11 protein-coding genes and 4 pseudogenes are annotated in these 13,063 nt (G+C 68.7%); 13 read left to right on the forward strand and 2 right to left on the reverse strand.

The window, feature by feature from the left end:
* The first annotated feature begins 2 nt into the window (after positions 1-2).
* From QF034_RS38970 to QF034_RS39015, 11 genes and pseudogenes are all read left to right on the forward strand, one after another.
* Positions 3-377, forward strand: coding sequence for a DUF2255 family protein (locus QF034_RS38970; RefSeq protein WP_307179370.1), 375 nt, complete (start codon positions 3-5; stop codon positions 375-377).
* A 34-nt stretch (positions 378-411) separates the two neighbouring features.
* Positions 412-498 (forward strand): annotated as a pseudogene (locus tag QF034_RS38975) (SDR family NAD(P)-dependent oxidoreductase); the annotation flags it as partial.
* A gap of 21 nt (positions 499-519) precedes the next feature.
* Positions 520-978, forward strand: a pseudogene (locus QF034_RS41670) (cyclophilin-like fold protein); the annotation flags it as partial.
* 53 nt (positions 979-1,031) lie between these two features.
* The gene (locus tag QF034_RS38980; protein WP_307179371.1) at positions 1,032-1,910 is read left to right on the forward strand and encodes a helix-turn-helix transcriptional regulator; all 879 of its coding nucleotides are present in this window, start codon (positions 1,032-1,034) and stop codon (positions 1,908-1,910) included.
* A gap of 349 nt (positions 1,911-2,259) precedes the next feature.
* On the forward strand, positions 2,260-2,415 hold the full coding sequence (locus tag QF034_RS38985; protein WP_307179372.1) for a hypothetical protein: 156 nt from the start codon (positions 2,260-2,262) through the stop codon (positions 2,413-2,415).
* Between the two features lie 57 nt (positions 2,416-2,472).
* Positions 2,473-3,333 carry an aldo/keto reductase gene (locus QF034_RS38990; RefSeq protein WP_307179373.1) on the forward strand — a complete coding sequence of 287 codons (861 nt, stop codon included), beginning with the start codon at positions 2,473-2,475 and terminating at the stop codon, positions 3,331-3,333.
* Positions 3,334-3,413: 80 nt separating this feature from the next.
* Positions 3,414-4,403: an SMP-30/gluconolactonase/LRE family protein gene (locus tag QF034_RS38995; RefSeq protein WP_307179374.1), complete on the forward strand. Its 990-nt coding sequence runs from the start codon at positions 3,414-3,416 to the stop codon at positions 4,401-4,403.
* 275 nt (positions 4,404-4,678) lie between these two features.
* Positions 4,679-4,831, forward strand: a pseudogene (locus QF034_RS41675) (aldo/keto reductase); the annotation flags it as partial.
* A gap of 79 nt (positions 4,832-4,910) precedes the next feature.
* Positions 4,911-5,429, forward strand: a complete 519-nt coding sequence (locus tag QF034_RS39005; RefSeq protein ID WP_307179375.1) for an MFS transporter — start codon at positions 4,911-4,913, stop codon at positions 5,427-5,429.
* A gap of 221 nt (positions 5,430-5,650) precedes the next feature.
* Entirely contained in the window at positions 5,651-6,739 is a 1,089-nt protein-coding gene (locus tag QF034_RS39010) for an aldo/keto reductase (RefSeq protein ID WP_307179376.1), read from the forward strand.
* 148 nt (positions 6,740-6,887) lie between these two features.
* Positions 6,888-7,082, forward strand: coding sequence for a hypothetical protein (locus QF034_RS39015; protein ID WP_370880916.1), 195 nt, complete (start codon positions 6,888-6,890; stop codon positions 7,080-7,082).
* Between the two features lie 270 nt (positions 7,083-7,352).
* Here the strand turns inward: QF034_RS39015 and QF034_RS39020 are convergent, their stop codons facing one another.
* Positions 7,353-9,125 (reverse strand): TniQ family protein, encoded by a 1,773-nt coding sequence (locus QF034_RS39020; RefSeq protein WP_307179377.1) that lies wholly within the window; start codon positions 9,123-9,125, stop codon positions 7,353-7,355.
* A 5-nt stretch (positions 9,126-9,130) separates the two neighbouring features.
* Positions 9,131-9,706, reverse strand: a complete 576-nt coding sequence (locus QF034_RS39025) for a hypothetical protein (RefSeq protein WP_307179378.1) — start codon at positions 9,704-9,706, stop codon at positions 9,131-9,133.
* 501 nt (positions 9,707-10,207) lie between these two features.
* Between QF034_RS39025 and QF034_RS39030 the strand changes: the two are divergent.
* Both QF034_RS39030 and QF034_RS39035 read left to right on the forward strand, forming a co-directional pair.
* Positions 10,208-11,249, forward strand: a pseudogene (locus QF034_RS39030) (LacI family DNA-binding transcriptional regulator).
* A gap of 406 nt (positions 11,250-11,655) precedes the next feature.
* Positions 11,656-13,047, forward strand: a complete 1,392-nt coding sequence (locus QF034_RS39035; protein ID WP_307179379.1) for an ABC transporter substrate-binding protein — start codon at positions 11,656-11,658, stop codon at positions 13,045-13,047.
* Positions 13,048-13,063 lie beyond the last annotated feature (16 nt).

A 13,063-nucleotide genomic window follows, 5' to 3' on the forward strand; every position in this document is an offset into this window, starting at 1 on the left:
CGATGACGCACTGGACCAGCGACCAGCTCAACACGATCGAGCAGACCGGAGAACTGCACATCCAGCCCCAGCGGGCTGACGGCCGGCTGCGCACGCCCACCACCATCTGGGTGGTGCGCGAAGGAGACGACCTCTACGTGCGTTCCTACAACGGCCCAGACGGTGCCTGGTTCCGCACCGCGAAGGCCAGCGGCACCGGACACATCCGCTGCGGCGGCATCGACCAGGACGTCACCTTGACCCCGATCCACGACGGCGCGCTCAACGACCGCATCGACGGCGCCTACCGCACCAAGTACGCCGCCGCCAGCGCCTACGTCCCACCGATGGTCGCCGACCGGGCCCGCGCCACCACCCTCAAGCTCACCCCCCGCTGACCGAACCCAGTCAGTCCCTCGCAAGGAGTACCTCGTGACCACGTTCGCCCTCATCGGAGCCGGAACCGGACTCGGCGCCGCCGTCGCCCGCCGCTTCGGCCGCCAGGGCTTCGACATCAGCTGAACCCCGCGCGACTTCGCGTCTTCCGAGAAGATCAGTGACCTGCCAGGAAGCTCTTCACCGACCAGGTTCCCGAGGGAACCGCGGCGAAGGCCGGGGGACCTGACCTACTACGCGCCCTGGGGCAACCTTGCGGTCTTCCACCACGACGCCTCCTACGCCCAGGGCCTGGTCTCCCCCGAGCGCCCGAACGCCACGTTCGCGGGCTACGTCATCTGGCCTCGGTCTCGCCGACGAATTCGCCCCCGGCCCCGGCCGCAGCTTCCCGCGCGACGTCGACATCCTCTACCGAGGCGACGACTGTCTCGGGGCTCCCTCGGGACGTGCTGCCAAGGTCGAACGTCGGCCGGCGCGTCCGCGTCCCGGCGTGCGGACGGTGTGGTGCACTCGCAGCCGCGGTGCGGCGCCGCCGGGGATCCGCGGCGTGGGGCAATCCCCAGGGAATCGCCTCCGGCCCTGCTGTGGGAGTCCGTGCCGTGAGGGGTACTGTCAGGGACCCCCACTGGTCGCTTCGTTTTCCTACGCTGGGATGCATGGACAACCGGGCCGAAGTCAGCGCATTCCTCACGTCCCGCCGCGCCAAGATCACACCGGAGCAGGCGGGCATGCCGGTGTACGGGCAGCGGCGGGTGCCCGGGCTGCGCCGCGGGGAGGTCGCGATGCTGGCCGGGATGAGCGTCGAGTACTACACGCGGCTGGAGCGCGGCAACCTCACCGGGGTCTCCGACAGCGTCCTGGACGCCGTCGCCCAGGCCCTGCGGCTGGACGACACCGAGCGGGATCACCTCCACGCCCTGGCCCGGGCGGCCAACACCGGTCCGGCTCGTGTCCGGCGCCGCTCGAAGAAGGCGACCGTGCGGCCGAGTGTGCTGCGCATCGTCGAGGGCCTGCACGACCAGCCGGCGTACGTGCGCAACAACCGTTTGGACATCCTGGCGGCCAATCCGCTCGCCCGCGCTCTGCTCGGTGAGGTGTTCGAGGCGGAGCCGGTCAACACCTGCCGGTTCGTCTTCCTCGACCCCCGCGCCACCCGGCTGTACCCCGACTGGGAACGCGTGGCCCGCGACGGAGTCGGGGTGCTGCGTGTCGAGGTCGCCAAGAACCCCTACGACCGGGAGCTGTCGAACCTGATCGGTGAGCTGTCCACCCGCAGCGACGCCTTCCGCACCATGTGGGGCGCGCACGACGTGCACGTCTTCACCGAGGGAACCAAGCGGTTCCACCACCGGGCGGTGGGCGAGATGGAGCTGGTTCATGAAAGCCTGAACCTGCCCGGCGAACAGGGGCTGTCCATCACCGTGTACAGCGCCGATCCCAGCACCCCGGCCGCGGACGCCCTGAAGCTCCTCGCCAGCTGGGCAGCGAGCCAGAACCGGGACGAGACCGCCTCTCAGGCCGACACCGAGCGCTGACCCCGGCCGGCCCCTCCGGGGCCCCAGCACCGCCCTCACGCCGTTCGGCCCGCTGCACCTCATGTCCGCGGCACCCGGCGCCCCGTCAGCTCCCGCCCTCAACGCCGCCCATACCTGCGTGCTGCGGCCGTTTACCCCGATTCACCGTGTACGCACTCGCGTTCTCGGCATGAGGGGGTCCCTGCTGTTACCCCCCACAAGCGTGCCTGTCTGCCGGGCTCGGCTGCTGATTTCGTGGAGTGCGGCGGGCCAGAAGCGCTCCGTCCGCACCATATTCGGCGCGCCTCCAGCTTTGCCGGAACGCCTTCGGACCACCGGGGGCGCGCCGGCTCTCTCGAAAGGACCGTCAGTGAGTTCCCCCGTCGTCCACGGAACCGGACCCGTCGGCCGTCGCACCCCTCACGGGGGGCGGCAGCACGGCCGTGCCGACCAGGCGCTCGGCGACGTCCCCGTCACCGAACCCACCCTCGTCACTTCCGCCCAGGCGGGCGTCAACCACCGCTGACCAGGCGGCCGTTTCCCTGCCGACGTCCCCCACAGCCAGAAAGCGAAGATCTCAGCCATGACCAGCACGGTCCCGCAGGTTTCCCTCAACAACGGCGTGCAGATGCCGATCCTCGGCTTCGGCGTCTTCCAGATCCCCGAAGACCGGACCCAGCATGCGGTGGAGGCCGCGCTCGAAGCCGGCTACCGCCTGCTCGACACCGCCGCCGCGTACGAGAACGAGCGCGCCGTCGGCCGGGCCATCGCCGCCAGCGGCATCCCCCGCGACGAACTGTTCATCACCACCAAGCTGTGGATCCAGGACTACGGCCGCGACAGCGCCGAGCGAGCCTTCGACCGCTCGCTCGACCGCCTCGGTGTCGACCACCTCGACCTCTACCTGATCCACCAGCCCTTCGGCGACTACTACGGCGCGTGGCGGGCCATGGAGGAACTCAACCGGGCCGGGCGTACCCGGGCGATCGGGGTCAGCAACTTCTACCCCGACCGGCTTGCCGACCTCATCACCCACAACGAGATCGTCCCCGCGGTCAACCAGATCGAGACGCACGTGTTCTTCCAGCGCGCGGACGACCAGCAACTCATGCGTGAGAACGGCGTCCAGCACGAGTCCTGGGGACCGCTCGCCGAAGGCGGTCAGGGCTTCTTCGACAACCCCGTGCTCGTCGACATCGCCCGCGCCCACGACAAGTCCGTCGCGCAGATCGCCCTTCGCTGGCTGGTCCAGCGCGAGATCGTCGTGATCCCGAAGTCGGTGCGGCCCGAACGCATGGCAGAAAACCTCGACGTCTTCGACTTCCAGCTCACCGCCGACGAGATGGCACGCATCGCCGGCCTGGACACGGGCCGCAGCCACATCTTCGACCACCACGACCCCGAAAACGTCGCGGGGCTCGGCGGGGTGCGGTTCGACACCTGAGGCGCCGCCGCGCCTCCCTCCCGTAGCCACCCACCCGCAGTCCCTTCCAGTCACCCCCGCTTTCACAGAAAGCAAACACCATGCGCATTCGCTTCGCCCACGTCGCGGCCATCCCCGCTGTGGCGGCCGTTCTCGTCCCGGCCCCGGCCGCGTCCGCGGCCACCGGAGGAGACCGTACCGAGCCCGTCATCACTCAGGTGAAGACCGCGGCCGCGTTCGACTTCGGCTCCGGCGACTCACCCGAGAACATCACCGTCAACCCGAACGGCTCCCTGACCGTATCCATGCTGGGCGTCCCCGTGAACAAGCCGCCGAAGCTCGTGCGCATCACCTCGTCCGGGCAGCGCACCACCCTCGTCGGCGGGCACCAGGGCGATCAGATCACCGGCAACACCCGTGGCAGCGACGGCACCGTCTACTACAACGTGGACTCCGACGACACTTCCCGGGCCGGCGTATGGAAACTGCCCCCGCACGGCCGCCCCCAGCGTCTGGCCGCCCTGCCCGCTGACGGCCTGCCCAACGGCCTGGCCATCGATCCGGCCGGCCGCACCCTCTACGCCGCCGACGGCGTGAACGGCACGGTGTGGGCCGTGCCTGTCTCCGGCGGGGCGGCGAGGGTCTGGCTGACCGGCCCGGAGCTCGCACCCGACGCCGAGGCATCCCTGAAGCTGGGCGTGAACGGCGTCCGCTTCCACAAGGGCGCCGTATGGGTGAGCAACTTCAACCAGGGCATCTTGCTGAGGATCCCGGTCACCGCCCACGGGACCCCCGGCCGCGTCCACACCGTCGCCGACAACCTCCCCGACGTCGACGACTTCTCCTTCCTCAACAACCACTCCGACACCGTCTTCGCCGCGCAGAACGACCCGACCGACAGGGTCAGCATCGTGCACCCGAGCGGGGCCCACGAGACCGTCCTGACCGTCGACGACGGACTCGCCTCACCCACCACCACCGCCGTACACGGTAACCAGCTGTACATCGCCAACGCCGGATTCAACGCACCCCACGCCCCGAAACTGCAGCGCGGAACCATCATCCTCAACGCCCTCACCGCACGCCCCTGACACCACTGGGCGGCCCGGGAAGCCCCAGAATCCGCCAAGCGGGCTCAAGCCGGCGCGGAGGCGACGACGGCCAGTTGGTTCAGGGGGATGGTCCCCCCCGAACCACAGAAGCCGATCGACGCCTCCGGCCGATGCCACGGACTGTCCAGGTCGTCAGAAGTCCGCCGCAGCGCTCCCACCACCGTGGCGTGAGCCGCACAACGACAAGGAGCACCATGGAGTGCCGCAAGCTCGGCAACACCGGAACCGCCGTCTCCCGCATCGCCTTCGGCACCATGTACTTCGGCGTCCACACCCCTGAAGACGAGGCGTTCGCACTCCTGGACGCCTTCCTGGACGCCTTCGTGGACGCAGGCGACAGCCTCGTCGACATCTCCAACGTCTACGGCGGCGGCAGCGGCGAAAAGATCATCGGCCGCTGGTTCTCCACCCACGCCAGCAACGGCATCGACCGCGTCGTCCTGGCCACCAAGGGTTGTTACGGTACCGGCACCGACGTCAACAGCCTTGGCTCCACCCGCCGGCAGCTCGGTCCGCTCCGAGTTCACCGCGCTGCGCCAGGGCAGGCCCTGGCTGTCGATGAGCGCCACCGCCCTGATCACAGCAGGCGCCATGGCCGCTTTCAGCTACCTCACCCCGCTGCTCACCGAGCGGACCGACCTCTCCGCCGCAACGGTCCCGCTGGTCCTGGTCGGCTACGGCATCGGCGCCCTGACCGGCACGAACCTCGGCGGACGGCTCGGTGACCGCAGGCCGCTGACCACCGTCACGGGCGCAGCCATCGACGCCGCACTGATCCTGATCCTGCTGATACCGCTCTCCCACCACTCGGCACCGACCATCGTCCTGGTGGTGCTGCTGGGCATGACCGGCATGTCCGTACCTCCGGTCGTCACCTCCCTCGCGGTGCGCTTCGCGGGCAACGCGCCCACCCCCACCGCCGCACTGGCCGTCCCTCCTTCAACGTCGGCATCGCGGCCGGCTCCTGGATCGCAGGCAGTGCACCGGACTCCTCCCTGGGCCTGACCGGGCCAGCCCTGGTGGGCACCGCCATGGTCACTCTCGCCCTGGCGCCGCCGGCCGCCCTCGGCTCGATCCGCGCCACCCGCACCGACCGCGCACCCGCGAACGGGCCCGCAGCGGAGGCCCCCCGCCATGCCGGAGTCTGACCACTCCCCGCAGTCGCCGGCCCTCTCCGGGCCGTACTCCGCCCAACTCCCAAAAAAGCGATCAAAGGAACTTAAACGATGAAGTACCGCACTCTCGGCAATTCCGGTCTCACCGTGTCCAAGCTGGCGCTCGGCACGATGTACTTCGGCAGCCAGAACACCGAGGAGGAAGCCTTCGCGCTGCTCGACGCCTTCACCGAGGCCGGCGGCAACCTGCTCGACACCTCGAACGTCTACTCCGGCAGCCTCTCCGAACAGATCATCGGCCGCTGGCTGGCCGCCCGCCCCACCGAAGTCACCGACCGCGTCGTGCTCACCTCCAAGGGCCGCTACACCACCGGCCCCGACGTCAACGACCTCGGCCTCTCCCGCCGCCACCTCACCCGCGCCCTGGACGCCTCCCTGCACCGCCTGGGCGTGGAGACGATCGACCTCTACCAGATGCACGGCTGGGACCCGCACACCCCCGTCGAAGAGACGCTGTCCTTCCTCGACGACGCGATCCGCGCCGGGAAAATCCACTACGCGGGACTGTCGAACTTCACCGGCTGGCAGCTCCAGCTGACCGTCTCCACCGCCAGGGCCATGGGCGTCCACGTCCCCCTCACCCTCCAGCATCAGTACAGCCTGCTCTCCCGCGAGAGCGAATTCGAGATGGTCCCCGCCGCCCTCCACAACAACATCGGCCTGCTGCCCTGGTCCCCGCTGGCCGGCGGCTTCCTCACCGGCAAATACCAGCGCCACACCACCCCCGCCCCCGACACCCGCGCCGGTTCCGACAACCCGCTGTACCGGTACGTGTCCGCGAAGTACTCGGCCTTCGACCGTAACTGGGCCACCATCGCCGAAGTCGTCCGCATCGCCGACGAGACCGGCGCCACCCCCGCCCAGGTCGCCCTCAGTTGGATCGCCGACCGCCCCGGCGTCACCGCACCGATCTTCGGCGCCCGCACCCTCGACCAGCTCCACGACAGCATCGCCGCCGCCGACCTCACCCTCGACGACGAAGCCACCATCGCACTCGACCAGGTCAGCACCCCCACACCCGGCGACTACCCCTACGGTCCGTTCGGCACCAGCCAGCGCGACCGCCGCCTCCGAGGCGGAGACCAAGCCCTCGGCGACCTCGTCGGACAGGGCTCCGACCACCCCCTCGGCCGCCCCTGACCTGACCGCCCGTTGCCGGGCGTCGCTCCTCATCGGTGGCGTCCGGCCCGCGCAGCGGGCGCATCCCCCCCGGGGGGAGTGTCATGAATCAGCTCTGGCCCGTAGTCGGTGGTGACGCGGGGTAGCCGTCCTTGATCATGATCTTGTGATGGATGTCAACTCCCTTGTCATCACGGTGTTTTCCGGGCTGTCGGTGCTGGTCGTCGTGGACGCGGCGGACGGTGGTGACGCGGTGGTGGTCACGGCTCGCACTCGGGATGCGGCGGTACCGTGTCCCGCGTGCGGGACGCTGACGGCGAAGGTGCACGGGTATCACTGCCGGACGGTGACGGCTGGTTCTTGAACTGGTCATCCAGGGCGTCCGCAGCCCCCACGGGCTGCACCTCCTCCACGGCCTCGGCGGAGACGGTCACGTCTTTCATCAGGTGTGACTTTCTGCCCGAAGATCCACCGTTGACCGTACAGTCCCGTTCAGCAATGAGAGACCCTGTAACGAGTTGGCTACCGTGCGCATGGTCGCACGCGCGTGCCAGACGGCCGGCGTAGTGCTCAAGCCGGTCGGCTAAAAGGGCTTTCTCACCTCGACTCCGGCAAGCGGCTCGGAGGAGCTGGTTCACGCTGGCGACCACGGGCGTGGTGTCACTTCCGGAGTCCCGCAGCGCATGGAGAACAGGGCTGCGCAGATAGTCGCCTTGAGTGACGTGAGCCCAGAGCAGCGCGGTCGCGGCTGTCGGACTCGGTGACGTCGGTCCGCCTCTGAACGTCTTGAACCCATCGTGGAGTTCAGTCCAGGCGGCATCCGACAGGCGCCAGGGTGACAAAGCACGGCGCCGGTTAGCGTAGTCGAACGATTGGTATCAGAGTCCAGAGCGTAGGCGATTCGCTCAACTGCTCGGTCGAATTCCGCCCATGATTCCGTGGCGCCCAGTACTCGCTTGAGGATTCTGAGGCTCTGCTGTGCTGTGGTCAAGGGCATGCCGAGAGCCTCAGCACACTCGGACCATGTGCCGCCTGCGACCATCTCGACAAGTTTCAGCGATGTGGCCCGGCGCAGATGGCGGGTGTTCCAGTCTGTGATGGCTCCCAAGCGTTCCCGAAGCTCGGCGAAGTGGCCGTCCGACCATGTTGTGGGTAGTAGCGCCGGAACGTGCTCGATGCCGAAGAGACACTTCCGTGACGGTGTACGGAGCTTGGAGCCACGATGACCGCCCGCGTGGTAGAAACCGTTGATCTTGCGAGCTAATGCACGGGCGAGAACTGGTGAGAAGTCCATTCGCCGGAACCCTGCGGCCTGGTTCGAGGGGAGCCGTTCGAAGGCCGTGCGCGCCAGTGGTTGAACCCGGTCCCGGAACTCTGCATCGCCTTCATCACGGTGACTGAGAAGCTCGCCGGCTGCGGCCAGCAAGGCTGCGCACTGGGCGGGGTTGTCCGGGGCAGGCCACGGGCTGGACGGTCGAGGGCCGGGCCCGGAGCCGAGCGGCCTATCCAGCCGCTGGGCGATCGCCGTGGCATTGCTGTCGGTCAGAGAGGCGAGATGCGCCGAACGGACCAACGATGCTCCTAGCGGCCAACTGAATTTGATCAGATGAGCCAGGGCGACCAGATCGAGGAAGAAGTAGGGATCCTTCTTTGCGGGCGGGGAAGGCGTGGCAAACAGGTGCTGGTCAATGCGGAGTTGCAGGGTGACAACGCGATCCAGGTCCTCGGGAGTCATCATCGGTTGGCTGCCGCGTGACTGATCGAGTCGGGCTCCGCAACAGCGGGTCTCGGCCGCTGTCGAGCGCGTGCCCAGCAATGGATGACGGCACTGTGCGGGATGGAGCCCGACTGCCGCACGCTGCATGAGCAGGCCGGAGCGTTCGGTTCCGGGAGGACGATTGGGCAGGTTGTCGTGCTGCGGGCAGGTGCTGGACAACAGCATTGAGTGCTGGGCGCAGGCGAATACAACGGGAAGGTGCCAGCGGAGTTTCCAGGCGCTGCCGAACGTGTTTTGTACGGGGCTGCCGTCGCCCGCCAGACACTGGGGGTAGAAGCGGCTGGACAGGTTGATGGCCCAACGCCGCCGCGCCGCCGCATGGTTGCGGCCCTGATCCAGACGGGTCGTGACGAGTGGCGCGTATGTGGAGGTGAGCCCCGATCCGGCGAGCGTGAGTGACTGTGCTTCGGGGGAGGAGAGCCGCGCGGCCTTGGCGAGCGCCCTGGCAGGCTGCGGGGGCAAGGCGATCAAAAAGTCGGCGGGCAGACGACGGTGCATGGTGCTGAGCCCGCACAACGCACCGATGCGGGCAGGCGACCGTTCCAGCCGGTAAGCGAGTCGGAGGAGGAAGCCGGGCAGCGATTCCTCCGGGAACGGGGCCAGACTTCGGGGTAGTGCCCGGCTTTCCATCCGGTTTACCCCGCCGACCCTGCGGCCTCCGGGCCGTCGTCGTCGAACACGGTGTTGCGGCCTTTGGGATTCCTCTTCGGCGTTGGCGTGTGCACCGGGATATCGGGCTGTTCGCCGGATTCGGCGTCGAGGTCGGGCATGTCGCCGGGGGTGACGGTGAACTGGTTGAGCAGGTCCTTGGTCAGGCCTTCGCTTTTGTCCTCCATGGCGCGGCGGCAGCCGTGCTGGATGAGCTTCTCCAGAATGCCGACCACGCCATTGGTGCGGGCGAATAGGTACTCGGGCATGCCGCCGTCGGTTAGCATGCCGTCGGTGTTGCTCAGCAACCGCAACTCGCCTTCCAGACGGCGGAGATGGACCATCCAGGCCTCCATCTCCGCAGGTGTGGAGTACCTGAACGGGCCGAGGTCGACGACCTGGAAGCGGCGTTCGTGCTGGCTGGCGGCGTGGTCGTTGGGGCTGCGGCCGATATCCTTGACCGGCTCGTAGATCCACTCCTGTGTCTTGGGGTCGCGGCGGCCTTCGCGCAGCAGGCCCGAAGTGGGGATGCCGACGCCGACGAGGATGAGTGTGACCGGCATGGCGCGCAATCTCGTCGACCGCGGAGATTCTGCCTGTGCTCAGACAGGCAGTCCTCGCCCGAGCCGTGGTCGGATTCGACAGGACGCCTCCCGGCAGGGGCCCAGGGTTGTCAGGGACGGGCGCATCGGGTCCCCAGCGGTGGTCCGGTGGAACACTCGGTCCGTCGCCCGGCCCTGGTTGCACGTGATGTCCGTGCCCGGCCCGAGGTCGTCGGGGCTGCCGGCGCCCGGAATCAGTGAGCGACGGGGCTTGCGTCGGCCAGTCGGCTGACGCTGCCGGTGGAGCCGCCTCCGCCGCACCCGATGGTGCCGTCGCCCTGCCTCTCATCGGCTGCCTCCATGCTGACGGCCCCACCCCGACAGCGCGCCCCAGATGAGAGAGATGCTGTGCAAAGCCTTGACGTGTCTCCTTCCACTGCGTAGATATGTCAGCGCAGTCATGGCAGCGCAGTCATACGAGGACTGGCCTCATTGCCAACTGCCGGAAATCAGGAGACACCCATGGCAGGACTGGCAGGCCGCAGCGCCGGTGCCGCACCGCGCAGCATAGATGTGGCGAATCTGGCGGGCGTCTCGCAGAAGACGGTGTCTCGGGTCATGAACGGCGAGCAGTACGTCTCCGACGGCGTGCGCCGACGTGTTTTGGAAGCTGCCGACGAACTCGGGTACCGGCTGAACCATGCGGCCCGGGCGCTGGCCTCCGGGCGGACCCGGTCCATCGGAGTGGTGACGCTCGGAACGGCCCTGTACGGACCCGCCTCGCTGCTCATGGGCGTCGAGCGCGCCGTCCGGGACACCGGTTACGCGCTCCGCGTGGTCAACACGATGGAGGGTGACGCCGCGGGCATCGCCGGTGCCGTCGACTCGCTCCTCGACCAGGGCGTGGACGGCATCGTCATCTCCGAGCCGATCGACGAGGTGGGCGGTGCGGACCTCTCCGTCCGCGTCGACGTGCCGGTCCTGGTCCTTGGGGCGCCGCCGCCGTTCGAGGCCCCCCGGGTGGTAACCGCTGGGCTCGTCTCTCACCAGTTGGCTCGGGCCGTCACGGAGCACCTGCTGGAGCTGGGACACGCAACCGTCCACCACCTCGCCGGGCCCGAACGCTGGTACGCGGCCAGGGACCGCCTCGAGGGATGGAGAGCGACGCTGGCCGCGCACGGCAGACGCGAACCGCCTGTCATCGCGGGCGACTGGTCGGCCGCCTCCGGCTACGCGGCCGGCCGCCGGCTGGCCCTCGACGACAGCGTGACGGCCGTCTTCGCCGCCAACGACGACATGGCCATCGGTCTGATCCGCGCGCTGCTGGAAGCCGGCCGGCGGGTACCGGAGGACGTCAGTGTCGTCGGTCTCGACGACATCCCGGTCGCCGCGTATGTGTCTCCTCCCCTGACAACCGTTCGACGCGACGGCGCAGGACGGCCTCAGGCGGCTCGTGCACGCCATCGAGCACCCCGATGCGGACCCGATTCCGGTGCAGGAGCCGCCGGTCAACCTCGTCGTCCGTGAGTCGACCGCACCCCCGCCGAACCGGACGACCCCGTAACTCCGGCGGACCACGGCCTGACTCCGCAAGAACCCAGTCCCCGATCCTGATAGGAGGTCCGCCCGCCCACAGCTCGTCCACCCGTGCCACCCGCTTCGACGCCCGCAGTCGAGTGCCCCGAGCCGACCCGCCTGCACCTGGTCGTCGCTCATGCCACAAACCAGCGCCTCGGCCTGGACGCCTCCCCTTGAGTCGACTGTTCGTCCAGACCTTCGCCCAGTCTTGGCCTTCACCGGCGCGCCCCCCTTTCAGTCAACGAGCGTGACGTGCCGACCCGGAATCCGTGCGGAACACCGTCACCCCACGGCCTCGCCCCGCTCCTCACGCCCGAACTCACCTCTTGGCATCCACACAGCGCGCCGTCGCCCGGTGCGCCGATCCTCTACGCCCTTTCGCGGAGTCCACCATGCCCAGATATTTCGCAGCCCCTTCCTCGGCCGCCCTGAGCCGTCGCGGCTTCCTCGCCGCGACCGGAGCCCTGACGCTCGCGACCACACTGTCCGCGTGCGGCGGTGGAGACGACAAGAGCGGCGGCACCTCCGCCAAGCGGGTCAGCCAGGCCGACATCGACAAGGCGATGAAGACGCCCACCGAGCTGACGTTCTGGAGCTGGGTCCCGAACATCGACAAGGAGATCGCGCTCTTCGAGGCGAAGTACCCGGCCATCAAGGTCAAGCCCGTCAACGCCGGCCAGGGAGTGGCCCACTACACGAAGCTGCGCACCGCGCTCAAGGCGGGCAGCGGCGCCCCCGACGCCGTGCAGATCGAGTACCAGGCGATCCCGACGTTCACGATCACGGACAGCCTGCTCGACCTGGGTCCGTACGGCGCCACGGCGCTCAAGAACACGTTCGTCGACTGGACGTGGGCGCAGGTCAGCGGCAGCAACGGCGAGATCTGGGCGATCCCCCAGGACACCGGCCCGATGGGCATGCTCTACCGGAAGGACATCTTCGACAAGCATGGCATCAAGGTGCCCGAGACCTGGGACGAGTTCGCGGCCGCGGCCCGCAAACTCCACAAGGCCGATCCGGACGTCTATCTGACGAACCTGGCGGCGAACGAGGCCGCCGCCTGGCACGGTCTGCTCTGGCAGGCGGGCGCCAAGCCCTATGCGACCTCGGGCAAGGGCGACATCACCATCGACGTCGATGCCCCCGTATCCCGGAAGCTCGGCGAGTTCTGGGGCGGCCTGGCGAAGGAAGGGGTCATCGGCACCGAACCCGACTTCGCCGACTCCTGGTATGCCGCGCTCAACAAGGGCAAGTACGCCACCTGGATCACCGCCGCGTGGGGCCCGGCGTTCCTCTCGGGATCGGCCAAGGCCACCGCGGGCAAGTGGCGGGCGGCTCCGCTGCCGCAGTGGGACGCCGCCAAGCCGACCTCGGGCAACTGGGGCGGTTCGACGACGGCCGTCATCAAGAACACCAAGAATCCGATCGCGGCGGCGATGTTCGCCCAGTTCCTCAACGGCGACCCGGCCAGCGCGAAGATGTTCGCCACCGAGCAGTTCTTCTTCCCGGCGACGAAGGCGCTGCTCTCGGACCCCGCGTTCGTGGACGACGCGCCGTCCTTCTACGGGGGCCAGAAGGTCAACCAGGTCTTCGCCGACATCAGCTCCACGGTCAACTCCCGCTTCCAGTGGCCGCCGTTCCTCGACCAGGCGGCGACCGACTGGACCGAAACGGTCGGCAAGTCGCTCGCCGACAAGACCGACACCGTCCGCGCACTCGGCACCTGGCAGTCGCGGCTCACCACGTACGCCAAGAAGCAGGGCTTCACCGTCACGACGTCCTGACCTGTTCGTCGGGTCC

Origin of the sequence: Streptomyces africanus (assembly GCF_030816955.1) — a bacterium.
Classification (GTDB): Bacteria; Actinomycetota; Actinomycetes; order Streptomycetales; family Streptomycetaceae; genus Streptomyces; species Streptomyces africanus.